This window comes from Stenotrophomonas sp. GW821-FHT09E08 (assembly GCF_059416125.1).
The window spans coordinates 332,355-356,644 of sequence record NZ_JBWKOO010000001.1 but is presented as its reverse complement, the minus strand read 5'-3'; the positions used below and the strand labels follow the sequence as shown (position 1 = coordinate 356,644).

21 protein-coding genes are annotated in these 24,290 nt (G+C 66.2%); 11 read left to right on the top strand and 10 right to left on the bottom strand.

Annotation, left to right across the window (positions count from 1 at the left end; genetic code table 11):
- Window positions 1-46: 46 nt before the first annotated feature.
- Complete coding sequence (locus AC07M7_RS01665; protein WP_012510409.1) at window positions 47-823, bottom strand: enoyl-CoA hydratase/isomerase family protein; 777 nt, start codon at window positions 821-823, stop codon at window positions 47-49.
- Between the two features lie 34 nt (window positions 824-857).
- Here AC07M7_RS01665 and AC07M7_RS01660 point away from each other — a divergent pair, with 34 nt between their 5' ends.
- Complete coding sequence (locus AC07M7_RS01660) at window positions 858-1,304, top strand: copper chaperone PCu(A)C (protein WP_495206605.1); 447 nt, start codon at window positions 858-860, stop codon at window positions 1,302-1,304.
- A gap of 54 nt (window positions 1,305-1,358) precedes the next feature.
- Here AC07M7_RS01660 and AC07M7_RS01655 read toward each other — a convergent pair whose 3' ends face one another.
- The 3 genes from AC07M7_RS01655 to uvrA form a co-directional block, all read right to left on the bottom strand.
- On the bottom strand, window positions 1,359-2,084 hold the full coding sequence (locus tag AC07M7_RS01655; protein ID WP_478474933.1) for an enolase: 726 nt from the start codon (window positions 2,082-2,084) through the stop codon (window positions 1,359-1,361).
- A 97-nt stretch (window positions 2,085-2,181) separates the two neighbouring features.
- Window positions 2,182-2,589, bottom strand: coding sequence for an acyl-CoA thioesterase (locus AC07M7_RS01650; RefSeq protein WP_136638357.1), 408 nt, complete (start codon window positions 2,587-2,589; stop codon window positions 2,182-2,184).
- Window positions 2,589-5,579 (bottom strand): excinuclease ABC subunit UvrA, encoded by a 2,991-nt coding sequence (gene uvrA, locus AC07M7_RS01645; RefSeq protein ID WP_495206604.1) that lies wholly within the window; start codon window positions 5,577-5,579, stop codon window positions 2,589-2,591. Before uvrA ends, AC07M7_RS01650 begins: the two co-directional genes overlap by 1 nt.
- A 323-nt stretch (window positions 5,580-5,902) precedes the next feature.
- Here uvrA and rplU point away from each other — a divergent pair, with 323 nt between their 5' ends.
- The 3 genes from rplU to cgtA all read left to right on the top strand — a co-directional run bounded on the left by rplU (window position 5,903) and on the right by cgtA (window position 7,764).
- Window positions 5,903-6,220, top strand: coding sequence for a 50S ribosomal protein L21 (rplU, locus tag AC07M7_RS01640; protein ID WP_004148331.1), 318 nt, complete (start codon window positions 5,903-5,905; stop codon window positions 6,218-6,220).
- A gap of 11 nt (window positions 6,221-6,231) precedes the next feature.
- A complete protein-coding gene (gene rpmA / locus AC07M7_RS01635; RefSeq protein ID WP_004148333.1) occupies window positions 6,232-6,495 on the top strand; it encodes a 50S ribosomal protein L27 in 264 nt (87 codons plus the stop codon).
- A 216-nt stretch (window positions 6,496-6,711) separates the two neighbouring features.
- Window positions 6,712-7,764 carry an Obg family GTPase CgtA gene (gene cgtA, locus AC07M7_RS01630; protein ID WP_495206603.1) on the top strand — a complete coding sequence of 351 codons (1,053 nt, stop codon included), beginning with the start codon at window positions 6,712-6,714 and terminating at the stop codon, window positions 7,762-7,764.
- Between the two features lie 176 nt (window positions 7,765-7,940).
- On the opposite strand, the gene rpsT is transcribed toward cgtA, so the two are convergent.
- Window positions 7,941-8,210, bottom strand: a complete 270-nt coding sequence (gene rpsT / locus AC07M7_RS01625) for a 30S ribosomal protein S20 (RefSeq protein WP_004148449.1) — start codon at window positions 8,208-8,210, stop codon at window positions 7,941-7,943.
- 117 nt (window positions 8,211-8,327) lie between these two features.
- Here rpsT and murJ point away from each other — a divergent pair, with 117 nt between their 5' ends.
- The 7 genes from murJ (at window position 8,328) to AC07M7_RS01590 (ending at window position 17,988) form a co-directional block, all read left to right on the top strand.
- Window positions 8,328-9,932, top strand: a complete 1,605-nt coding sequence (gene murJ, locus AC07M7_RS01620; protein WP_495206602.1) for a murein biosynthesis integral membrane protein MurJ — start codon at window positions 8,328-8,330, stop codon at window positions 9,930-9,932.
- 75 nt (window positions 9,933-10,007) lie between these two features.
- On the top strand, window positions 10,008-10,955 hold the full coding sequence (locus tag AC07M7_RS01615; RefSeq protein ID WP_495206601.1) for a bifunctional riboflavin kinase/FAD synthetase: 948 nt from the start codon (window positions 10,008-10,010) through the stop codon (window positions 10,953-10,955).
- Window positions 10,952-13,783: an isoleucine--tRNA ligase gene (gene ileS, locus AC07M7_RS01610; RefSeq protein WP_495206600.1), complete on the top strand. Its 2,832-nt coding sequence runs from the start codon at window positions 10,952-10,954 to the stop codon at window positions 13,781-13,783. The genes AC07M7_RS01615 and ileS overlap by 4 nt, the downstream gene beginning before the upstream one ends.
- On the top strand, window positions 13,783-14,307 hold the full coding sequence (gene lspA, locus AC07M7_RS01605) for a signal peptidase II (RefSeq protein WP_046983300.1): 525 nt from the start codon (window positions 13,783-13,785) through the stop codon (window positions 14,305-14,307). Before ileS ends, lspA begins: the two co-directional genes overlap by 1 nt.
- Before the next feature lie 27 nt (window positions 14,308-14,334).
- Entirely contained in the window at window positions 14,335-15,285 is a 951-nt protein-coding gene (gene ispH, locus AC07M7_RS01600) for a 4-hydroxy-3-methylbut-2-enyl diphosphate reductase (protein WP_004148461.1), read from the top strand.
- A gap of 157 nt (window positions 15,286-15,442) precedes the next feature.
- Window positions 15,443-17,326, top strand: a complete 1,884-nt coding sequence (locus tag AC07M7_RS01595; RefSeq protein ID WP_495206599.1) for a M61 family metallopeptidase — start codon at window positions 15,443-15,445, stop codon at window positions 17,324-17,326.
- On the top strand, window positions 17,323-17,988 hold the full coding sequence (locus AC07M7_RS01590) for a lysoplasmalogenase (protein WP_495206598.1): 666 nt from the start codon (window positions 17,323-17,325) through the stop codon (window positions 17,986-17,988). The genes AC07M7_RS01595 and AC07M7_RS01590 overlap by 4 nt, the downstream gene beginning before the upstream one ends.
- A gap of 83 nt (window positions 17,989-18,071) precedes the next feature.
- On the opposite strand, the gene AC07M7_RS01585 is transcribed toward AC07M7_RS01590, so the two are convergent.
- The 5 genes from AC07M7_RS01585 to AC07M7_RS01565 are packed head-to-tail and all read right to left on the bottom strand — an operon-like array spanning window position 18,072 to window position 24,090.
- A complete protein-coding gene (locus AC07M7_RS01585; protein WP_495206597.1) occupies window positions 18,072-18,779 on the bottom strand; it encodes a hypothetical protein in 708 nt (235 codons plus the stop codon).
- On the bottom strand, window positions 18,776-19,732 hold the full coding sequence (locus tag AC07M7_RS01580) for a hypothetical protein (protein WP_478474947.1): 957 nt from the start codon (window positions 19,730-19,732) through the stop codon (window positions 18,776-18,778). The genes AC07M7_RS01585 and AC07M7_RS01580 overlap by 4 nt, the downstream gene beginning before the upstream one ends.
- Window positions 19,733-19,781: 49 nt before the next feature.
- Window positions 19,782-22,580, bottom strand: coding sequence for a TonB-dependent receptor plug domain-containing protein (locus AC07M7_RS01575; protein WP_495206596.1), 2,799 nt, complete (start codon window positions 22,578-22,580; stop codon window positions 19,782-19,784).
- 11 nt (window positions 22,581-22,591) lie between these two features.
- Window positions 22,592-23,560 (bottom strand): FecR family protein, encoded by a 969-nt coding sequence (locus AC07M7_RS01570; RefSeq protein ID WP_495206595.1) that lies wholly within the window; start codon window positions 23,558-23,560, stop codon window positions 22,592-22,594.
- On the bottom strand, window positions 23,557-24,090 hold the full coding sequence (locus AC07M7_RS01565; protein WP_136638348.1) for an RNA polymerase sigma factor: 534 nt from the start codon (window positions 24,088-24,090) through the stop codon (window positions 23,557-23,559). The genes AC07M7_RS01570 and AC07M7_RS01565 overlap by 4 nt, the downstream gene beginning before the upstream one ends.
- Window positions 24,091-24,290: the final 200 nt, after the last annotated feature.

The following is a 24,290-nucleotide window of genomic DNA, read 5'->3' as shown; positions in this document are numbered from 1 at the left end:
GCGAAAGGGATCTGACCCCTGGCGCCACCCCGGGCGCGGGCGACCGTTACTTGCCCAGCCGGGCGACCAGCGCCTGCAGGGCGTTCTGCGCATCCGGGGCGAACCAGGCCTCGACGAAGCGGTCGAGCTGGATCAGGTCCGGTTGCAGCGCCACGTGCAGGTCGGCACGGGCAATCGCGCGGGTCAGCAGCATCGGCTGGCGCGGTTGCTTGAGCAGGTTCTGCAGCCAGGCCACCGCACGTGCCACCACCAGGTCGCCCTCGGCCAGTTCATCGACCAGGCCGATCTGCACGGCCTGTTCGGCAGGCACCAGCGAACCGGTGGTCAGCAGGACGCCGGCGCGGTGCACGCCGACTGCGCGGCGCAGCAGGCGCTGGATGCCCTCCGGCGCGATCAGGCCCACCTGCACTTCGTTCAGGCCGATCGCATACGGGCGCGACGGATCGGCGCTGCGCGCCATCACCCGGTAATCGCAGCACAGGGCCAGCACGCAGCCACCGGCCGGCGCGTGGCCGGTGATCGCCGCGACCACCGGAATGCGGCTCTCGGCCAGCGTGCGCACGGCGCCGAAGAAAGCGTTCCAGGTGTCCAGAAGCTTGTGCTTGTCATCGCCATGCGAGAGCAGGTGCGGCACGTCCATGCCGCCCGTGAAGACGCGCTCGCTGCCCGACAGCACGATGCCGTGCGCGTCTTCAGCCATGGCCAGCTCGATGGCATGGATCAACTGCCGGCACAGTTCGGTGTCCAGCGCGTTGACCGGCGGCCGCGCCAGGCGCAGTTCGCGGATAGGGCCATGGTTGATCACCTCGATGAGCGTCGTCATGCTGCGGTCTCGTTGCGAAGAAGGAACCTGGGCGATGATAACCAAACCATTCGTTGGCGTACTGTTGGTTCTGTGTGCGGCCGCAGCATCGGCGTCGGCGGCGGAACCGGACTGCGTCACGGTGGAGCAGGGCTGGGCGCGGCTGCCGCCGAACCCGGCGATGCCGATGACCGCCGGCTACGGCGTGATCCACAACGGCTGCAGCAAGGCGGTGGCGATCACCGGGGCGACCAGCAGCGGCTTCGCTGATGTGTCGCTGCACGAGACCACGATTGTCGATGGCGTCAGCCGGATGCGCGCGATCGAGCGCCTGCCGCTGGCACCGGGCGCGCGCGCCGAACTCAAGCCCGGTGGCCTGCACCTGATGCTGATGCAGGGCAAGGGCCCGTTGAAGGAAGGCCAGGCGCTGCCGCTGCGGCTGCAACTGGAAGGCGGCAGTGAAGCGAGCGCGACGCTGACCGTGCGCAAGGCTGCCCCGTGATGCACTGCCCGTTCCGCCGGGCCATGCCCGGCGAGCGCGTAGCGCGGTGAGGCTTTACGACCAGTCGTACGAGAACAGCACCGTGCGGCTTACCGGCTCGTACAGCATCACGATCGCATCGGCGCCAGTAGCGCACCAGTTGTAGCCGGCCACTTCGGCCACTGCGAAGAACGTGTTGCCATCGCGGCGGATGATTGCCAGCTCCGCATCATCCGGCGCATGCCGGTCGTTGGCGGCGTCGGTGAATTCCAGAGTGAAGGCGTTCGGGATGTCAGCCGTCTCGATCCAGTTGCCGCAGGAAATCTGTCCCCCCAGCGTATCCAGATAATCGCGCTCGCTGGGCTCACCCTTGCCGTAGCGCGAGTAGCAGGCGAGGCGACCGTGCGTGGCATGGTAATCGCGGGCCTTGGCGTAGCTCTCGCGCATCTGCGCGATGTGCTCCTGCGCATCCTTGTCCTGCACCGCATCGCCGATGAAATAACCCTCGTTGCCGAGGAAGCGCATCTCGTTGCAAGCGGTCAGCTCGAAGGCGATCCAGTTGGTGCCGGTGAACGCGTTGTGGTGCTCTTCGGTGGTCTCGCCGATGCAGCCGTCATACGGCTCGATCGGGCACAGCATTGTTGCCACCTGGCCGGCCAGTTCCGGTCGCAGTACGCCCAGGTCGATCTTCAGCAGCGGCAGCAGGTGCTGGCCGAGCCAGGCCTGGTCGGCAGTGAAGACGTCGGTGGGGAAGGGGACCATGCCGGGCAGCAGGTCGCGCAGTTCAGTCTGGTGGATCATGTCAGTCCTTTGAACGGGATCGGTAGCGCCGGCCGCTGGCCGGCAACCTCATTGCCGCCGAAGCGTGCCGACCAAGGTCGGCACCTACCAGGGCATGTCAGCTGGAGGCGCTGCGGATCGCGTCCGGCAACGGTGCGCTCTTGCCGGTCTGCGTATCCATCCACACCACCACCACGTTGCCATCCGAATACAGCTTCGACTCGTCCTGCTGGTCGACGATGCGGTGGCCGATGGTCACGCTGCTGTTGCCCAGGCGCTCGACGAACAGTTCGACCAGGATGTCGTTGGGCCATACGATCGGCAGCCGGTAGTTGACGTTGGTCGCGGCCACCACCGGTGCGATGCGGTCGGTCATCGACACGCCTTCCACACCCAGCATCCAGCGCACGCGCGCTTCTTCCAGGTAGGAGATGTACTTGGCGTTGTTCACATGGCCCATGCTGTCCATGTCACGCCAGCGCACGCTGATCGGAACGCGTGCCAGGATCTTGTGCTCGTTGCTCATCAGGCATCCTTCTTCTTGCGGGGCGAAGCGGTCTTGCTGGCCTTGCCGGTGCTCTTGGCAGCGGCCGCCTTCTTCGCCGGCTTCTCCGGCTTGACCTTGCGCGGCGGGCGCGCATCGGGCTTGTTGGCCACGGCGGCGGGCTGGTCCGGGCGCGCGCTGGTGGAGGGCAGCATGCGGGCCAGGAACTGGCCGGTATACGACTGCGGGCAGGCCGCCACGTCTTCCGGCGTGCCAGTGACCAGGATGGTGCCACCGCGATGGCCACCTTCCGGACCCAGATCGACGATCCAGTCGGCGGTCTTGATCACGTCCAGGTTGTGCTCGATCACCACCACCGTGTTGCCTTCGTCGCGCAGCTTGTGCAACACGCCCAGCAGCGCTTCGATGTCGTGGAAGTGCAGGCCGGTGGTCGGCTCGTCGAGGATGTACAGGGTGCGCCCGGTATCGCGGCGCGACAGTTCCTTGGACAGCTTCACGCGCTGCGCTTCACCGCCGGACAGCGTGGTCGCGCTCTGGCCCAGCTTGATGTAGCTCAGGCCGACGTCGACCAGTGTCTCCAGCTTGCGCGCGATCGATGGCACGGGCTCGAACAGCTTCAGTGCATCCTCGACGGTCATTTCCAGCACGTCGCTGATGTTGAAGCCCTTGTAGACGATCTCCAGCGTCTCGCGGTTGTAGCGCTTGCCGTGGCAGACATCGCAGGGCACATACACGTCCGGCAGGAAGTGCATCTCGACCTTGATCAGACCATCGCCCTGGCAGGCCTCGCAGCGGCCACCGCGCACGTTGAAGCTGAAGCGGCCCGGCGAGTAGCCGCGTGCACGTGCTTCGGGCACCTGGGCGAACAGTTCGCGCAGGGGGGTGAACAGACCGGTGTAGGTGGCCGGGTTCGAGCGCGGGGTGCGGCCGATCGGCGACTGGTCGATGTCCACCACCTTGTCGAACAGATCCAGGCCATCGATCTCCTTGTAGGGGGCGATCGGGTGCGAGGCACCGTTGATCTCGTTGGCAGCCAGCGAGAACAGGGTGTCGTTGATCAGGGTCGACTTGCCCGAGCCGGACACGCCGGTCACGCAGGTCAGCAGGCCCGACGGAATCGCCAGGTCCACGCCCTTCAGGTTGTTGCCGCTGGCGCCGCGCAGGTGCAGCGTCATCTTCGGGTTCGGCTTGTGCCGGCGCGCGGGGATCTCGATCGCACGCTTGCCGGACAGGTACTGGCCGGTCAGCGAGCGCGGTGCCTCCAGGATGTCCTGCAGGGTGCCCTGGCCGACGATCTCACCACCGTGCACGCCCGCGCCCGGACCGATGTCCAGCACGTAGTCCGCCAGGCGGATCGCGTCCTCGTCATGCTCGACCACGATCACCGTGTTGCCCAGGTCGCGCAGGCGGGTGAGCGTACCGAGCAGGCGTTCGTTGTCGCGCTGGTGCAGGCCGATCGATGGCTCGTCGAGCACGTACATCACGCCGACCAGGCCGGCACCGATCTGGCTGGCCAGGCGGATGCGCTGTGCCTCGCCACCGGACAGGGTGTCGGCCTTGCGCTCCAAGGTCAGGTAATCCAGGCCGACATCGACCAGGAAGCCGAGGCGTTCGCCGATCTCCTTGACGATCTTCGCGGCGATCTCGCCACGCCAGCCCGGCAGGCTCAGTTCACTGAAGAACTTCAGTGCCTCGTCGATCGGCAGCACCACCAGCTCGGGCAGCGGGCGGTCGGCCACGAACACGTTGCGCGCGGCCCTGTTCAGGCGCGCGCCGTTGCATTCCGGGCACGGCCGTTCGCTGATGTACTTGGACAGCTCCTCGCGCACCGCCGGCGACTCGGTTTCCTTGTAGCGGCGTTCGAGGTTGGGAATGATGCCCTCGAAGCGGTGCTTGCGCTGGGTACGGCCACCGGCTTCGGTGAAGTAGGTGAAGGTGATCGCTTCATCGCCGCTGCCATACAGCACGGCTTGCTGCACGCTGTCCGGCAACGAATTCCACGCCGCGTCGACATCGAACTTGTAGTGCTTGGCCAGCGAGGCGATCAGCTGGAAGTAATAGGCGTTGCGACGGTCCCAGCCACGCACGGCGCCGGCGGCCAGCGACAGCTCCGGGTGCACGACCACGCGCGAGGGATCGAAGAACTCGGCCATGCCCAGGCCATCGCAGCCGGGGCAGGCGCCCATCGGCGCATTGAACGAGAACAGGCGCGGTTCCAGCTCAGGCAGCGAGTAATCGCAGACCGGGCAGGAATACTTGGAGGAGAACAGCGTCGGCGTGCTGTCGGCGGTGTCCAGGCTCTGCACCGAGGCCATGCCGTCGCCCAGCTTCAGCGCAGTCTCGAAGCTCTCGGCCAGGCGCTGCTTGATGTCCTCGCGCGGGCGGAAGCGGTCGATCACCGCTTCGATGGTGTGTTTCTGGCGCAGTGCCAGCGCTGGCACCTCGTCGATCTCGTACAGCTCGCCATCCACGCGCACGCGCACGAAGCCCTGCGCGCGCAGCTGGTCGAACACCTGGGCGTGCTCGCCCTTGCGGTCGCGGATCACCGGCGCCAGCAGCATGTAGCGCTGCTCCGGATCCAGCGTCAGCACGTGGTCGACCATCTGGCTGACCGTCTGCGCTTCCAGCGGGTAGCCATGGTCCGGGCAGCGCGGAGTGCCGACGCGGGCATACAGCAGGCGCAGGTAATCGTAGATCTCGGTGATCGTGCCGACCGTCGAACGCGGGTTGTGCGAGGTCGACTTCTGCTCGATCGAGATGGCCGGGGACAGGCCTTCGATGTGGTCCAGGTCTGGCTTTTCCATCACGCTCAGGAACTGGCGCGCATAGGCCGACAGCGACTCGACGTAGCGGCGCTGGCCTTCTGCATAGATGGTGTCGAACGCCAGCGAGGACTTGCCCGAACCGGACAGGCCGGTGATCACGATCAGCTTGTCGCGGGGCAGGTCGAGGTCGAGGTTCTTCAGGTTGTGCGTCCGCGCGCCGCGGATGCGGATGAAATCCATCGCCATGGGGGATCCGGTTGTGGGGGCGTTGGCTGGATGCCGGGCCAGCAGGGAACGGCAATCGGTCAGCCTACCGAGGTGACCAGATGGGGGCAATGGGCGACAATGCCAGCCCGGAGTCTCACCTGCTGAGACCGCCCGACAGGCGGGGGTCAGATCCCTTTTCACACGGTGAAAAGGGATCTGACCCCCGCCTGTTCCGGCCCGGCCTCCAGAGCCGTTCAGGGGTTGACTTGACCCGTCCCCGGTGGTCCACGTACAATTCCGCTCCTGTCCGCCCTCGATGGCGGCAGTCCATAGACCACAATAACTACAGAGGAAGTCTGGTCATGTACGCAGTACTGGTCACCGGCGGTAAGCAATACCGCGTGGCGCAGGGCGAAAAGCTCCGCATTGAAAAGCTCGAAGTCGAAGTCGGCAGCGAGATCAAGTTCGACAACATCCTGCTGCTCGGCGACAGCGATGGCATCAAGATCGGCGACGCCCTGAGCGGCGCTGCGGTCACTGCCACCGTCCTGTCCCAGGGTCGTGCTGACAAGGTCCGGATCATCAAGTTCCGTCGCCGCAAGCACCACATGAAGCGTCAGGGTCACCGTCAGTACTACACCGAAATCGAGATCACCGGCATTGCCGGTGGCAGCAAGTAAGGAGATAGGTCATGGCACATAAAAAAGGCGTAGGCTCTTCGCGCAACGGTCGCGACTCCAACCCGAAGTACCTCGGCGTCAAGATCTTCGGTGGCCAGGCCATCGAAGCCGGCAACATCATCGTGCGTCAGCGCGGCACCCAGTTCCACCCGGGTTCCGGCGTTGGCCTGGGCCGTGACCACACCCTGTTCGCCCTCGTGGACGGCAAGGTGGAGTTCTCGGTCAAGGGCGCCAAGAAGCGTCGCACCGTCAGCGTCGTGTCGGTCGAAGCCTGATAAGGCTTGGCTGGCTGCCATGCCCCGGCATGGTGTTGCTGGTCGAATCGCACGCTGCATGAAGAGCCCCGCTTCGGCGGGGCTTTTCGTTGGAATCAGTGGTACAACGGGCACGGCCCGATCGCGGGGCGCAGCCCCGGCAGCCGGAGCACATCCGGCCCGACATTCAAGCAAGGCGGCGGCACGCAGGCCGCGCCCATCGCAGGCATCGAAACAATGAAACTGGTAGACGAAGCAGAAATCGAAGTGTTCGCCGGCAACGGCGGCAACGGCTGCATTGGCTTCCGTCGCGAGAAGTTCATTCCGCTCGGCGGCCCGGACGGCGGCGACGGCGGTGCGGGCGGCAGCGTGTACATCCGCGCCGACGAAAACCTGAACACCCTGGTCGACTTCCGCCATGACCGCATCTTCAAGGCGCAGCGCGGCGAGAACGGCATGGGCCGCCAGGCCTATGGCAAGGGTGGCGAAGACCTGACCATCACCGTGCCGGTTGGCACCGTGATCATCAATGTGGCCACCGACGAAGTCATCGGCGACCTGACCCAGCATGGCGATCGCCTGCTGGTGGCGCAGGGCGGTCGTGGTGGCCTCGGCAACATGCACTTCAAGAGCTCGACCAATCGCTCGCCGCGCCAGGCGCTGCCGGGCGAGCCGGGCGAAGAGCGCACGCTGAAGCTGGAGCTGAAGCTGCTGGCCGATGTCGGCCTGCTGGGCTTCCCCAACGCTGGCAAGAGCACCCTGATCCGTGCCGTTTCGGCGGCGACGCCTAAGGTGGCCGATTACCCGTTCACCACGCTGTACCCGAACCTGGGTGTGGTGAAGGTGGAGAACTACCGCAGCTTCGTGATTGCCGACATTCCGGGCCTGATCGAAGGCGCCGCCGACGGTGCCGGCCTGGGCGCGCAGTTCCTGCGCCATCTGCAGCGCACCCGCCTGCTGCTGCACCTGGTGGACATTTCCCCCATGGAAGGCGGCGTGGAAGGCATTTCCCCGGTCGAGCAGGTACGTGCCATCGAGCGTGAGCTGGAGAAGCATGACCCGGAGCTGCTGCAGAAGCCGCGCTGGCTGGTGCTGAACAAGGCTGACCTGATGTTCGAGGACGAGGCCAAGGCTGCGGCGGAGCAGATTGTCGCCGAGCTGGGCTGGAAGGAGCCGTGGTTCCTGGTTTCCGCGCTGGGCCGCGAAGGCACCTTCCCGATCATGAGCCGGATCATGGCGTTCTTTGATCGCCAGAAGGAAGATGAGCTGGAAGCCCGCAACGCGCTGTAATGCCGTTGTGGTTCCGCGCGAAAAACCCGGCTTCGGCCGGGTTTTTTTTGTTGTTGGGGTCAGATCCCTTTTCCGCTGGAAAAGGGATCTGACCCCGGGCGTGCAGGCAACAAAAAACCCGGCCGAAGCCGGGCTTTTGCGTGCTACCGGAACCGAAGCCCCGGCAACCAACCGGATCAGGCGGCCGCGAGGGCCTTGATACGGTCGTTCAGGCGGCTCTTGTGACGAGCAGCCTTGTTCTTGTGGATCAGGCCACGCGCGCTGAAACGATCCAGGATCGGCTGGGCAACGGCGAAGGCGGCTTGGGCGCCGGCGGCATCGTTGGCGTCCAGCGCCTTGATCACTTTCTTGACAGCGGTGCGCAGCATCGAGCGCTGAGCCACGTTGCGCGCGTTGCGCACGACGGTCTGCTTGGCGCGCTTCTTGGCGGACTTGATATTGGCCACGGTGGTGGTTTCCTGAAAAAATCGGTGTTATGGGAACAGCAAGCTAGCTAGTATGATGGCCCGAGAAATGCACGTCAAGTCGATTGTCAAGAGGGACGCTGAGTGAGTTCACCGAAGATGTTGCGAGGCCTGCTGTCGTTCAGCAGCATGACCATGGTCTCGCGGGTGCTCGGACTTGTCCGTGACCAGGTGATCACCACCACGTTCGGCACCAATGCGGTCACCGATGCGTTCTGGGTTGCCTTCAGGGTACCCAATTTCCTGCGCCGGTTGTTCGCCGAAGGCTCTTTCGCCACCGCTTTCGTGCCGGTGTTCACGGAAGTGAAGGAAACCCGCAGCCATGCCGAGCTGCGTGAACTGATGGCCCGCACCGCCGGCACACTGGGTGGGGTGCTGATGCTGGTTACCGCGCTGGCGCTGATCTTCGCGCCGCAGCTGGCGGTCGCATTCTCGAGTGGTGCTGATACCGACCCGGTCAAGCAGACCCTGCTGGTCGACCTGTTCCGCCTGACCTTCCCGTTCCTGCTGTTCGTCTCGCTGACCGCGCTGGCCGGTGGCGCGCTGAACAGCTTCCAGCGTTTCGCGATGCCGGCGCTGACCCCGGTCATCCTCAACCTGTGCATGATCGCCGGTGCGCTGTGGCTGGCGCCGCGGCTCGGTGGCACCCCGGAAAAACAGATCCTGGCGCTGGGCTGGGCGGTACTCGCCGCCGGCATCCTGCAGCTGCTGTTCCAGCTGCCCTCGTTGAAGGGCATCAACCTGCTGACCCTGCCGCGCTGGGGCTGGCGCCATCCGGGCGTGCGCAAGGTGCTGACGCTGATGGTGCCGACCCTGTTCGGTTCCTCGGTGGCGCAGATCAATCTGCTGCTGGATACCCTCATCGCGGCCAAGCTGACCGACGGCTCGCAGTCGTGGCTGTCGCTGGCCGATCGCTTCCTGGAGCTGCCGCTGGGTGTGTTCGGCGTGGCGCTGGGCACGGTGATCCTGCCGGCGTTGGCCCGCCACCACGTCAGCACCGACCGCGAGGGTTTCTCGCGCTCGCTGGACTGGGGCCTGCGCATGACCCTGCTGATCTCGGTGCCGGCCATGCTGGGCCTGCTGCTGCTGGCCGAGCCGCTGATCGCCACTCTGTTCCAGTACCGCCAGTTCAGCGCCTTCGATACCCGCATGACCGCGCTGTCGGTGTACGGCCTGAGTTTCGGCCTGCCGGCGTTTGCCCTGCTGAAGGTGGTGCTGCCGGCGTTCTATGCCCGCCAGGACACCAAGACCCCGGTCCGTGCCGGTGTGGCCGCGCTGGTGGCCAACATGGTGTTCAACTTCGCCCTGCTGGCGGTGCTGTACCAGGTGATGGTGCCGGACGAGCTGAAGGCACAGGGCGTGATGGCGGCCATCGGCAAGCAGCCGGGCCTGCACCTGGCATTGGGCATCGCCAGCGCGCTGTCCAGTTATCTGAACCTGGGCCTGCTCTGGTACTGGCTGGGCAAGACCGATGTCTACCAGCGCCGGCCGGGATGGGGCGGCTATCTGGTGCGGCTGCTGCTGGCCTGTGCGGCCATGGTCGGCGTGCTGTTGGCCCTGCTGCATTGGGTTCCCGACTTCACCGTCATGGACAAATGGCACCGTATCGGTGGCCTGATGCTGCTGGTCGGCGGCGGTGGCGCGACCTATGCGGTGGCCATGGTGGCGATGGGCTTCCGCCCGCGCGACCTGCGCGGGCATTGATCACGGCCCGTGGCGGCTATACTTCAGGGTTACACCATTGAAGCGGCGGCCCCGGTTGGGCCGGAACGAGAGTTGATGAGCAGGCTGTTCAGAAGCGTCGAGGGCGGGGAGCTGTTCCCCAACGGAAGCGTGGTCTGTATCGGTGCATTCGACGGCCTCCATCTGGGCCATCGTGCGCTGGTCCGCCACGCGGTTGCCCGCGCGCGCGCCTTGGGCGTGGCCGCGGTTGCCGTGGCGTTCGAGCCGTTGCCGCGTGAATTCTTCGCCCAGGGCACGCCGCCGCCGCGGCTGACCCTGGCGCGCAGCAAGGTCGAGATCCTGCGCGAGCTCGGCGTCGATGCGATCGGCCTGCTGCGTTTCGACGCAGCGATGGCGGCGATGCCGGCCGAGACGTTCGTTCGCCAGCTGCTGGTCAATCGCCTGAGTGCGCGTGAGGTCTGGATCGGACCGGAGTTCTGCTTCGGCAACCGCCGTCGCGGCGACCTGGCCCTGCTGCAGAAGCTCGGCGCCGAGCTCGGTTTCAGCGCTGGCGAGATCGAAGCGGTCGACCTGCATGGCGAGCGCATTTCCAGCACCCGCATCCGCCAGCTGCTGCAGGACGGCGACTTCGCCCGTGCCGGCGACCTGCTTGGCCGCCCGTATGCGATCAGCGGCCGGGTGGTGCGTGGGCGCCAGCTTGGCCGTACGCTGGGTTTCCCTACCGCCAACCTGCGTTTCCCGAAGACCCCGGCGTTGTCGGGCATCTACGCAACCTGGGTGCACGGCGTGTTCGACCAGCCGTGGCCTTCGGTGTCCAGCTTCGGCACCCGGCCGACCGTGGATGGCGTGGAGCCGTTGCTGGAAGCCCACCTGTTCGATTTCCAGGGCGATCTGTACGGGCGCCACATCGAAGTCGAATTCGTCGCCAAGCTGCGCGACGAAGAAAAATTCAATGATCTGGCGGCGCTGACCGACCAGATGCACCGTGACGCCGAACAGGCGCGCGCCATCCTTTCCGAACATAGATTGCGAGCCACTGCGTGAGCCAGGACTACAAGACCACCCTGAACCTGCCAGCCACCGAATTCCCGATGCGCGGCGACCTGCCCAAGCGCGAGCCGGGCATTCTGGCGCGGTGGGAAGAGCAGGGGCTCTACCAGCAGCTGCGCGACAACGCCGCCGGCCGCCCGCTGTTCGTGCTGCACGACGGCCCGCCGTACGCCAACGGCCGCATCCACCTGGGCCACGCGGTCAACAAGATCCTGAAGGACATCATCGTCAAGTCGCGCTACCTGGCCGGCTTCGATGCGCCCTACGTGCCGGGTTGGGACTGCCACGGCCTGCCGATCGAGATCGCGGTCGAGAAGAAGTGGGGCAAGGTCGGCACCAAGCTCGACGCCGTCGAGTTCCGGCAGAAGTGCCGTGAGTTCGCCGAAGAGCAGATCAACATCCAGCGCGTGGACTTCAAGCGCCTGGGCGTGACCGGTGACTGGGACAACCCGTACAAGACCCTGAGCTTCGACTTCGAAGCCAACGAGATCCGTGCGCTGGCCAAGGTCGTGGCCAATGGCCACCTGCTGCGTGGTGCGAAGCCGGTGTACTGGTGCTTCGACTGTGGCTCGGCGCTGGCCGAGGCCGAGATCGAGTACCAGGAAAAGGAATCGCCGGCGATCGACGTGGCCTACACCGCGCGCGACGCGCAGGCCATCGGCCAGGCGTTCGGCGTGAGCGTGCCGGCCGATGTCGAAGTGGCTGTGCCGATCTGGACCACCACGCCGTGGACGCTGCCGGCTTCGCTGGCCGTTTCGCTGGGCGCGGACATCCGCTACGTGCTGGCCGAAGGCCCGGCCAACAACGGCAAGCGCCGCTGGCTGGTGCTGGCTGCCGCCCTGGCCGAGCGCGCACTGCAGCGCTACGGCGTGGAAGCGGTGGTGCTGCACGGTGAGGCGGACGGTTCGGCGCTGGAAAACCAGCTGCTGGCGCATCCGTTCTACCCGGAGCGCGAGATCCTGGTGCTCAACGGCGAGCATGTGTCCGATGAGGACGGTACCGGTGCGGTGCACACCGCCCCCGGCCACGGCCAGGAAGATTACGTGGTCAGCCAGAAGTACGGCCTGCTGGACAAGTACAACGCCGGCCAGGTGACCCCGATCGATGGCCGTGGCGTGTACCTGGAATCGACCCCGCCGGCCGGTGACGTGGTGCTGGCCGGCCAGCACCTGTGGAAGGTGCAGGAGGCCATCGTCGGCGTGCTGCGCGACAACGGCGCGCTGCTGGCCTTCCACCCGATCCGCCACAGCTACCCGCACTGCTGGCGCCACAAGACGCCGGTCGTGTTCCGCGCCACTCCGCAGTGGTTCATCTCGATGGACAAGGCCAACCTGCGCAACGATGCGCTGGCCGCCATTGATACCGTGGGCTGGTTCCCGAGCTGGGGCAAGGCGCGCATCCAGAGCATGGTCGATGGCCGCCCGGACTGGACCATCTCGCGCCAGCGCACCTGGGGCGTGCCGATCGCACTGTTCACTCATCGCCAGACTGGCGAGATCCACCCGCGTTCGGTGGAGCTGATGCAGCAGGTCGCCGACCGCGTCGAAGCCGAGGGCATCGACGTGTGGTATTCGCTGGATGCCGCCGAACTGCTGGGCGCTGAAGCGGCCGACTACGAGAAGGTCACCGACATCCTCGATGTCTGGTTCGACTCGGGCGTGACCCATGAAGGCGTGCTTGCGGCGCGTGGCTTCGGCAAGCCGGCCGACCTGTACCTGGAAGGTTCCGACCAGCACCGCGGCTGGTTCCAGTCCTCGCTGCTGACCGGCGTGGCGATCGACAAACGCGCGCCGTACAAGCAGTGCCTGACCCACGGCTTCACCGTGGACGAGCACGGCCGCAAGATGTCCAAGTCGCTGGGCAACGGCATCGAGCCGCAGGACATCATGAACAAGCTGGGCGCGGACATCCTGCGCCTGTGGATCGCCTCGGCCGACTACAGCAACGAGATGTCGCTGTCGCAGGAAATCCTCAAGCGCAACGCCGACGCCTACCGCCGCCTGCGCAACACCGCGCGCTTCCTGCTCGGCAACCTGGACGGTTTCGATCCGGCCCAGCACCTGCAACCGCTGGACCAGATGGTCGCGCTGGACCGCTGGATCGTGCATCGCGCGTGGGAGCTGCAGGAGAAGATCAAGGCGGCCTACGACGGCTACAACATGGCCGAGATCGTGCAGCTGCTGCTGAACTTCTGCAGCGTGGACCTGGGCTCGCTGTACCTGGACGTGACCAAGGATCGCCTGTACACGATGCCGACCGATTCCAGCGGTCGCCGTTCGGCACAGAGCGCGATGTACCACATCGCCGAAGCATTCACCCGCTGGGTCGCGCCGATCCTAACCTTCACCGCCGACGAGCTGTGGGGCTACCTGCCGGGCGAACGCGCCGAGCATGTGCTGTTCACCACCTGGTACGACGGCCTGGCGCCGCTGCCGGCCGATGCACAGCTCAACGCCGCCGACTTCGACCAGCTGCTGGCCGTGCGCGAGCAGGTGGCCAAGGTGCTCGAGCCGATGCGTGCCAACGGCGCCATCGGTGCCGCGCTGGAAGCGGAGATCACCATCGCCACCAGCGAAGAGCAGGCCGCGCGCTGGCAGCCGCTGGCCGATGAACTGCGTTTCCTGTTCATCAGCGGCGACGTGCAGGTGCGCCCGGCAACCACCGACGAGGTGTTCGTCAGTGCCCAGCCGACCACCAAGGCCAAGTGCGTGCGCTGCTGGCACCACCGCGCCGACGTCGGCAGCAACGCCGACCATTCGGAACTGTGCGGCCGCTGCGTGAGCAACATCACCGGCGCCGGTGAAGTGCGGAGCTGGTTCTGATGGCCGCGCCCCGTCCGCATCCGAACGCCCTGGTCTGGCTGCTGCTGTCGGCGGCCATCATCGGCCTGGACCAGTGGTCCAAGGCGTGGGTCCTGTCGAGCCTGCCGGAGTTCCAGCCGGTGGTGGTCATCGACGGCTTCTGGAACTGGTACCGCACCTACAACACCGGTGCGGCGTTCAGTTTCCTGAGCGACGCCGGTGGCTGGCAGAAGCACTTCTTCACCGTGCTGGCGATCGCCATCAGTGGCCTGATGGCCTGGTGGCTGCGCGGCACCGCCCGTGGCAACTGGAAGGCGGCGGTGCCGTATGCGCTGATCATCGGCGGCGCCATCGGAAACGTGATCGACCGCCAGGTGCACGGCCACGTGGTCGATTTCATCCAGTGGTACGTGGGCAGCTACACCTGGCCCTCGTTCAACATCGCCGATTCGGCCATCGTAGTCGGTGCCGTCGGCATCGCCCTGTTCGGCCTGTTCGACGGCAAGTCCGCCAAAAAGGCGGATAATGCCAATCCGAAACCGTAAGCCGGCCGCTGCCGGGAGACTGAACTGATGGATGTGCTGCTCGCCAACCCGCGTGGATTCTGTGCCGGCGTCGATCGTGCGATCGAGATCGTCAAGCGCGCGATCGAAACGCTGGGCGCGCCCATCTATGTCCGCCATGAAGTGGTGCACAACCGCTTCGTGGTCGATGACCTGAAGCAGCGCGGCGCGATCTTCGTCGAAGAACTCGACGAAGTGCCGGACAACAACACGGTCATCTTCAGTGCCCATGGCGTGTCCCAGGCCGTGCGCCAGGAAGCGGAGCGGCGTGGCCTGAAGGTGTTCGACGCCACCTGTCCGCTGGTGACCAAGGTCCACTTCGAAGTTGCCCGCCACTGCCGTGCTGGCCGTGACGTGGTGCTGATCGGCCACGCCGGTCACCCCGAAGTGGAAGGCACCATGGGCCAGTGGAACCGCGAAGCCGGTACCGGCCAGATCTATCTGGTGGAAGACGTGGAGCAGGTTGCCACGCTGCAGATCAAGCAGCCGGAAAACTTCGCCTACACCACCCAGACCACGTTGTCGGTGGACGACACGCGCGGCATCATCGATGCGCTGCGCGAGCGCTTCCCGGCAATGCAAGGGCCGAAGAACGACGATATCTGCTACGCCACCCAGAACCGCCAGGATGCCGTGCGCGACCTGGCCAAGCGCTGCGATCTGGTGCTGGTGGTCGGTTCGCCGAACAGCTCCAACTCCAACCGCCTGAGTGAGCTGGCCCGCCGCGAAGGCGTGGAGTCGTACCTGATCGACGGTGCGCACGAGATCGACCCGGCGTGGGTGGTGGGCAAGCAGCACATCGGCGTGACCGCTGGTGCCTCGGCGCCGCAGGTGCTGGTCGATGGCGTGCTGGCGCGGCTGGCCGAGCTGGGTGCCAACGGCGTCGGTGAGCTGGATGGCGAGCCGGAATCGATGGTGTTCGCACTGCCGAAGGAACTGCGCCTGCGCCTGGTCGACTGACCGGGCCTGACTCTGGTGGGTGCGAACCTTGGTTCGCACTGCCGGATGGCGTTTTGCCACATCAGGCCGGAGCGCCACCGACCATGACCTTCGGCCATGGGGCCGCGCACTCGACAGGCCTAGCATCAAAGGTTCTACCGCTGCTGGAACCTGCCCGATGAAGACCCGTGCCCTGGTGATGTCCGTGCTGTTCGCGCTGGCGGCCACGCCTGCGCTGGCGCAGACCTCGCCGCCGGGCGATGCCGCGGCCCCCGGCCTGCTGCGCATCGATGTGGACGCGCGCGATCTGGCCCGGCGCATCTTCAAGGTGACTGCCACGGTGCCGGCCAAGCCCGGCCCGATGACCCTGCTGTACCCGCAGTGGATTCCAGGCAACCATTCGCCGACCGGCCCGATCGACAAGCTGGCCGGCCTGCGTGTGACTGCCAACGGCAAGCCGCTGGCCTGGCAGCGCGACCAGTTCAACGTCTATGCGTTCAAGGTGAACGTGCCCGAGGGCGTGAGCGAGATTGTCGCCCACTTCGATTTCCTGTCCTCGCAGGGCGGCAGCCAGGGCCGGGTGGTGATGACCCCGGAAATGCTCAACCTGCAGTGGAACGCCAACTCGCTGTATCCGGCCGGTGTCGATGCGCGGCAGCTGCAGGCGCAGGCCAGCGTGACCCTGCCCAAGGGCTGGTCGTTCGCCACCGCGTTGGAGACTGCGCGCCGCGACGGTGACACCGTGGTGTTCAAGCCGATCTCCTATGACCACCTGGTCGATTCGCCGCTGTTTGCCGGCGAGCACCACCAGCGCATCGACCTCGACCCCGGCGCGAAGGTGCCGGTGCATCTGAACGTGTTCGCCGACGACGCCAAGTCGCTGAAGCCGACCGACGAACAGATCAAGCTGCACCGCGCGCTGGTGCAGCAGGCCGACAAGCTCTATGGCGACCGCCATTACAACCACTACGAGTTCCTGCTGGCGTTGACCGACCGCCTCGGCGGCATCGGTCTGGAACACCACCGTTCCAGCGAAAACAGCGCCGAGCCGGGCTACTTCACCGAGTGGGAAAAGAGCGCGTGGATGCGCGATCTGCTGCCGCACGAATACACCCACTCCTGGAACGGCAAGTACCGCCGCGGCGCGGACCTGGCCACTGCCAACTTCAACGTGCCGATGGGCGACAGCCTGCTGTGGGTGTATGAGGGGCAGACCCAGTTCTGGGGACAGGTGCTGGCCGCACGCTCGGGGCTGTGGTCCACCGACCAGGCACGCGACATGCTGGCCAACGTGGCCGCGACCTACGACCGTGGCCGTCCGGGCCTGGCCTGGCGCCCGCTGCAGGACACCACCAACGACCCGACCATTGCTCAGCGCCGTACGCTGCCTTATCGCAACTACCAGATGAGCGAGGACTACTACTCCGGCGGCCAGATGCTGTGGCTGGAAGTGGAGGGCAAGCTGCGCGAACTGAGTGGCAACCGGCGCAGCCTGGACGACTTCGCACGTGCGTTTTTCGGCGTCGGTAATGGCGATTGGGACGTCAATCCGTACACCTTCGATGATGTGGTCGCGACCTTGAATGGCATCGCGCCGTACGACTGGGCCACGTTCCTGCGCGGGCGCCTGGACGGCCATGGTTCGTTGACCGGCGGCCTGGAACTGGCGGGCTGGAAGCTGGTTTACCGCGATACCCCGAACGACGCCTACAAGGCGCAGGAAAAGCGTGCCAAGGCCGCGTTGCTGGCCTATTCGCTGGGTGCCACCGTGCTCGACAACGGCACGGTCGGTGACGTGATCTGGGACAGCCCGGCGTTCAACGCCGGTCTTGCACCCGGCATGAAGGTGATCGCGGTTGGTGGCCGCGAATACAGCAGCCAGCGCTTGAAGGATGCAGTGGCGGCCGCAGCAAAGGACAAGGCGCCGATCGTGTTGCTGGTGAAGCAGTTCGATCGCATCGAAACGATGAGCATCGCCTACCACGGTGGCCTGCAGTATCCGGTGCTGGAGCGCATCGCCGGCAAACCTGACCGCCTTGCGGATCTGTGGAAGGCACGATGAAGCCGCGCGCCTGCGATGGTCTGATCCTGCTGATGGCGATCCTCGCCATCATCGGCGCGTTCCTGCACGGTGACGGGCGCTGGCTGCATTGGCTGACCAAGCCGGCTACCACGCTGCTGATCGCCGCCATCGTCTGGCGGGTGCATGATCCGGCGCAGCCGTTCTACCGCCGCACGGTGCTGGCCGGCATGCTGCTCTCGTGCATGGGCGATATCGCGCTGATGCTGCCGATGGACGCGTTCGTGCCGGGGCTGGTCGCGTTCCTGCTGGCGCACGTCTGCTACATCGTCGCCTTCCGCGACGGCCTGCATGCAGGGCGTGGGCTGGTCGCCGCCGGTGTGCTGCTCGGTGCGTTCGCCGTGCTCAACGTGCTGGGCCTGTGGCCGCACCTGCCGGCGCCGATGCGCATTCCGGTACTGGCGTACGTGGTGGTGCTGGCGTCGATGGCGGTGCTGGCCCTGGCACGGCAGTGGCGCAGCCCGCAGCCCGATGCCGTGGAAGCCCGAAGCGCCCGCTGGGCCGCGGCAGGTGCATTGCTGTTCGTGGCCAGCGATTCACTGCTGGCCTGGGACCGCTTCGCCGGCGGCCTGCCGTTGGCCAGCCTGCTGGTGTTGTCCACGTACTACGGCGCGCAGTACGCCATCGCGCGCTCGGTGAAGTAGCAGAAAGGGGACGGTGGGGATTAAGTCGTGTACGACCTGATGCCACATACGACTTAATCCCCTCCGTCCCCTTTTTTCGTCGGCTACCGGCGGCTCACACCGCGCAGGGCACCCTGCGCATCGAACTGCAGGCGCACCGATTCGCGGTCTCCGGCGATTTCATCCGGCAGCCACACCAGCTTGCCCGCCTTGCGTACGACCACGTAGACATGGCCGACTTCGGAGGCTGGGTTCTGCAATGCGTTGCGTTTTTCCTGAAGCGCCTGGGCTACGCGTGGCACCGCATCGAAATCGATGTGGGCCAATGGCGCGCTGCTGCGCTGCAGGCTGATGGTCGGCGCGAACTGCTGCGGGTTGACCGGGTTGCCCTTGCGCCACTGGCCGCGTTCGAAATGGTAGCTGTCGACGTGGGTTGGCTGTTGGGGGTCGACCAGATCGAGGTTGATGCGCCCGTCGTCGTAGAAGTGGATGCTGTGGAACACGGTCAATCGCTGTCCGGCCAGCGCCGGCAGCTGCTCCAGCGCCTGGCGTGCGGCCTGCAGGTAGTCTGCATCGAACAGACGGTTGCTGCGTTCGGGAATGGAAATCGGCCGTGGATCGGGAATCGGCGCAAGCGATGCGGGATTCTCGCGCGACGGCTGCGTACCGGTGGTGGCTGGCAACAGGTCGCGCTGCACCGAATACCCCAGCGTTTCGCTGATCGTCTGCAATCCGCCGCCAGCAACGGCCACGCCCGCCAGTACCAGCAGCACCAGCGAGAACACCAGTCGGGTGGAGGGAGGCTGTTTCATACCTCCTCCATGCGTACGTTTCCACGATCATCCGGGTCGTACAGCAGCGTCACGTGCTCGCGCGGGATGTTGGCCAGTTCGATCAGCGGGATGAAGCGACGCACGCTGGCCTGCCGCATAGCGCCTTCGCGGTCGGTGTACTCCAGCTGGAATTCCACCTGCGGCTGTTCGTTGAGATAGGTGCCGGTCTGGCGCACCTTCAGCACCCTGGCCTCCACACCGATGCCACGGTACTTCAGCGCATCGCCACGTGCATCGGCGTGCAGCAGTCGGCCGAGCAGGCGCAGGCCCAGTGCGTAGCCGCACAGCACCAGCGGGCACACCAGCAACGGGTGGCCGAACGACAGGAAGGTCCAGCCCAGGCCTTCGCTCTGCAGCCGGTAGGTGAATACATAGGCACTGGCAACCACCACGATGGCGATGCCACCGCCGATCCCACGCCGCCACAGGCTGGCAACATCCAGCTCGGGATGGGCGCCGTCGAGCACCACGTTGGGGAATTCGCCTGGCGTGCGGCTCAGGCGTGCATCGAGGTGATTGCCGACGACGAAGCGCTGCAGCTGGGGTTTGCTGTCGACCACCAGCATCTGCTCGCTGATCGGCGTGCCGGACAGGTTCTGGAAGGCCAACTGCAGCTTCCACTGCGCGAAGCCACGCACATGCACGCCGGTTTGTTCGGCCTGCTTGATCAGTGTAGTGCGTGGCTCACCGTTGGCGAGGATCGAGCGCACCCGATGCAGGGCACGTGGTGGGCCGAGCAGCAGGTAGTGCAGGAAGGCGAGCAGCAGGACCAGCCACAAGGCCAGCGACAACGCCAGCAGCAGCACTGCCAGCCACGGTGCACTGCGATCAGCCAGCGCCACCGGCCATGACGTGCCGAAATAGAGGATGCAGGGAAAAGGTAACGCGAAGAACAGCAGGAACGCGCCCCAGAACCAGAGATAGGCCTTCATGGGGTGGAGGTGGCAGACCGGTGGAACAGGGCGCGTAGGTTACTACGCTTCAGCGGAATTGCAGGGTCAGCAGATAGTATCGGCCGAGTGGGTCGTCCAGCCCCGGCATCTGTCCGCCGTTGCCGACCAGATAGTTCACCGGCTGCGTGTCGAGTACGTTGTGCACATCCATCGCGGCGACAATGCGGGGGCCCAGCCGGCGTGCGAGGTGCAGGTTCCAGCGCAGCTGCCGCGGGTTCATGCAGTGGCTCAGTTCGATCTGCTCCTGCGGGCACTCGGCACCGGGCAGCCACGCACGCGTGCGTCCGGTCTGGTTGCCACGCAGCGCGATATCCCAATTGCTGTTCTGCCATTGCACGTTCAGTACGGCGGCGATCTCCGGCGTCACATGGCCGCGCAGGTCCACCGCAGGCTCATGGTCGCGGCGCCGACGCAGTTCCTGCTGCTTCAATGCATCGAGCGAGAACAGCCATTGGCCGTTGCTGCCTGCATCGATACGGTACTCGCCGCGCAGCACCCAGTTGCGGGACGTGGTGCGCCCGATGTTGTCGAAGGACAGGCGCAGGCTGCGCAGCTGGCCGTCTTCGTCCAGCTGCCAGGTGCTGCGGTTCCAGACTGCGTCGGATGGCTGCAGGGCCAGGATCTCGTTGCGCAGCTCGACGATGTTGTGGGTCAGCGACAGTGAGAAGGTGTCGTTGGGTGTCCAGGTGGCGGCCAGCGAATGACTGCGCGAGCGCTCGGCTTTCAGCGCGTCGTTCTCCACCACCTCGGCGGTGACGCTGCAACGACCATCACTGATGGTCATCGCGCATTCCGGCAGCGCGCTGGAGGCGGGCAGCGTGATCGAGCCGAAGTAGCCGGGCGGTCGCCGCTGTTCAAACAGGCTGGGAGCGCGATAGCCGCGTCCGCTGGCCAGCAGGAACGACCACTGCGGCGTCGGGCTCCAGCGCAGGCCGGCCCGGGGCGAGAACGCCATGAAACCGCCATCACGATCCCAGCGAGCGGCCAGATCCGCGCGCAGCGTGGGCGCAAGCGGCAGGCCGAGCTCGGCGTAGACGCCGCTGCTCTGCCGCGACAGGCGACGTTGCTGCTGTGACAGCCCCAATGCGAGGTCACCCTGGCTGAGCAGCGCGTCGGGACGCGATGTCCAGCGCTCATGGCGCAGGTCGATGCCGGTGGCCAGCTGCGCAGGGCCACCGGGCAGCGGCATCAGTTCGCGCTGCATACCCCACCAGCCCTGCCATTGTTCGGTACTGCCGCGGTTGCGGATCGATGGGAACAATGTCTCTGCTTCGGCGGCAGGTGGTGCGTCGAAGCCGGGCAGGAACCGTCGCGACTGCGTGGCTTCCAGCAACCGGGTCGCACGTACGGTGCCTGCGGTGGACAGCGTGACTCCGCTGCGTTGGCCGCTGATTCCCGCTTCCCAGCTGCGCCGGCCCTGGTCGCGGCCGATGCCGAAGGTGACATCCGTATCGGTGGCGCGAACGCTGGGGCGCACATTGCCGGCTTCATGCATGACGCTGTTGAAGGTGATTCCGCGCGCGACCACGGCGATGGCGGTTGGACCCAGGTCGAAGCGCTGCCGGTTGTGGCTGGCGCGTGCTTCGACATAGGCATAGCGTCCTTCACCGCGTTCGTGCCGGTAATGCAGGTAGGCCGATGCGGTATCCGAGGCCGGTTGCAGCGAGCGCGGGCGGGCACTGTCGAACCAGCAGCCATCCTCGCGGCGCTTCAACGGGGGCTCGCAGCGCCGGGCCGGCACGTACCAGTTGCCGAAGATCGCGCCGATCGGATACAGCGAGGTTTCCGCATGCCAGTCGCGGCGATCACCGGCCACATGTTCGACACGATGCAGGTCAAGGCCCGCAAACCAGCGGTCGCCGTTCTCGCGCAGGGTACCGGTGGCTGCCTGCACCCGGTACTGCCCGGCATCGCCGCGGCTGCTGAGCCCGGTCTGCAGCATGGCTTCGGGACCATCGGCCTGGTCGCGCAGGATGATGTTGACCACGCCGGACATCGCGTCGGCACCGTAGATGGCGGAGGCACCACCGCGGACCAGTTCGATGCGATCGACGAAGCTCAGCGGAATGCCGCCCAGATCGGTCAGTCCGCCTTGTTCCAGCGACACCATTGGATAGCGGGGCAGGCGCCGGCCATTGACCAGGAACAGCGTCGCTCGCGGTCCCATGCCGTCGAGACTGGTTGTCGCGGCCGCTCCTACTGGCAGGTACTGCGAATCGCCGCTGCGCGAGGTGCTCATGGCCGGATGGCCGTTCATGCCCGGCAGGTGCCGCAACAGGTCGAACAGGTTGCCGTAGCCGCTGCGCAGGATGTCGTCGCGGTCGATGGTGGTGACCGGCAGCGTTGTCTGCACCGAGGTGCGCGGCAGGCGGCTGCCGGTGACGTGGATCGGTGCCAGTTCCACCTGCGGTGCTGCATCGGGCGCGTTCGGCACGGTGCGTATGGCGTGGGCCGCTGCCGGGGCTTTCGATACCTTGGCCGGTAGTTCGGCGTGAACGCGGCGGATGACAAAGGCGCCTGAGGATGTGCGCAGGATGTTCACCGGCAGGCCGCCGACCAGCTGTTTCAGCGCGGTTGCCGTATCACGCTGGCCATGGCTACCGTTGGTGCGCAGCCCCTCCAGCTCACGTGCATCGAACAGCAGGGCGGTACCGCTCTGCCGTGCCCATTGCTGCAACGCCGGGACCAATGGTCCGGCGCCCACATCGATCTCCAGCGTGCCGGCAGGCTCGCTGGCATCGGCCACCGGTAATGCCGCTATACCCACTGCCAGATAAAGCAAGGCGCGGAGCAGCCCCCACTGCAGCGCACCCGGACCTGCCTTCACTGCCGGCCTCCTCAGTACGTGCGGCGCAGTTCCAGCGCGCCATCCGGGCGCGTCTGGCCAGCAACGGACCAGCCCAGTTCCAGTGCGGACAGCAGCTCCTGTGCATCCCCCGCGCGGAACGTGCCACTTACCGCCAGATCGGCGATCTCCGGATCGGCGATCACCAGCGGCGTGCGGCCATAGCGGTTCATGCGCTCGACCACGATGGACAGTGGCGTGGCATCAAAGACCAGTTGCCCGTGCAGCCACCCTTCGGCGGCCGCGTTGGATGACAGCGCCGGGCCAGGCTGGATGCGCCCGGAGGGCAGCACCTGCAGCTGCTGGCCAGGTGCCAGCATGTGCTGGGCCGTGCCGCTGCTGACTTCCACTGCGCCCTCCAGCAGTGCGACCTCGACCAGGCCATCGTGCAGGCGCTCGACCTGGAAGGTGGTGCCGATGTCGCGGATCGTGCTGTTGCCAGCCTGCAGCCGCAGTGCCTTGCTCGATGGCGCCACCTGCAGCTGCAGGCGTCCGCGCTCCAGATCCAGTTCGCGATGTCGCCAGCCAAAGCTGGCGCGCAGCGTGGTGCCGGCATCAAGCGTGGCCACGCTGCCATCGGCCAGGGTCAACTGGCGCGGCAGGCGGGTGTCATTGGCGTACAGCTGCGGTGTCGGATTGCCACCCACCGCAACCATCCAGCCGATGCCGATGGCCAGGCAGATGCCGGCGGCCGCGGCCAGGCCGGGCAGCAGGCGACGGCGGGCAGGTCGCGCGGCGCGCGCTGCGGCGGTCCGCAACCAGGGGTCGGTGGCCAGCCCTTCGCCCTGCTGGAACAGGGTCTCGGCCTGTACCCAGGCTTTGACATGGGCAGGGTCCTCAGCCAGCCAGTCTTCGAACGCTTCACGCTCGTCCGCTGTGCAGTCCGGGGCTTCCAGCCGCGCCACCCAGGTGCTGGCGCGTTCGAACACCGAGGCGTCTTCCATGTGCCGGTGGCGGCTCATTCAGCGTCCCTGTCGTTATGCAGTGGATCCGGCCCCAATTCCTGGCGCAGGCCCTGCAGGGCGCGGGCAATATGTTTTTCCACGGTCTTGGCAGTGATTCCACAGTGCCGCGCAATCTGTGTATAGCTCATGCCGGTGATCCGGTTGAGCAGGTACACCTCGCGCGCGCGCTCGGGCAGTTTGAACAGGGCCTGCCGCAGCAGGGAAAGCATCTGCCCGGACTCGGCCTGGCGCAATGGATCGGGCGAGGTACTGGAAGGCTCGTCGCTGCCATCGTGCTCGGCCAGCGGCAGGTGCGGCCGCGACTGCGGCGAACGGCCGCGGTCTGCCAGGCGGTTGCGGGCGATACGATACAGCAGCAGGCGCAGTTCGTCCGGGCCCTGCGCGCGATAGCGGATCAACCGCTCCATGCAGTCCTGTGCGATGTCCTCCGCATCTTCCGGCCCGACCCCTCGCGTGCGCAGGAACGCGCACAGCGGCGCGCGTTCTTCGCGTACGAACGCGATGAAGGCATCCGCAGGCGCGGGCAGCTGCGGCGCGCGATGGAGCAGGGGGGACGGGGTGGACAGGGCAGGCCTCGCGTGTCGGTGGCAGATGCGTCATCGAGTTTTACGCGACGATGACCGGATGGGGAAGAGTGTGCATCGATCGAATTCTCATTGTGAATGTATTCATCTTTCGGCGCCGGATCCACTGGGGGAGATCGCCCCGCTGCGGCGTTGATCGTTCT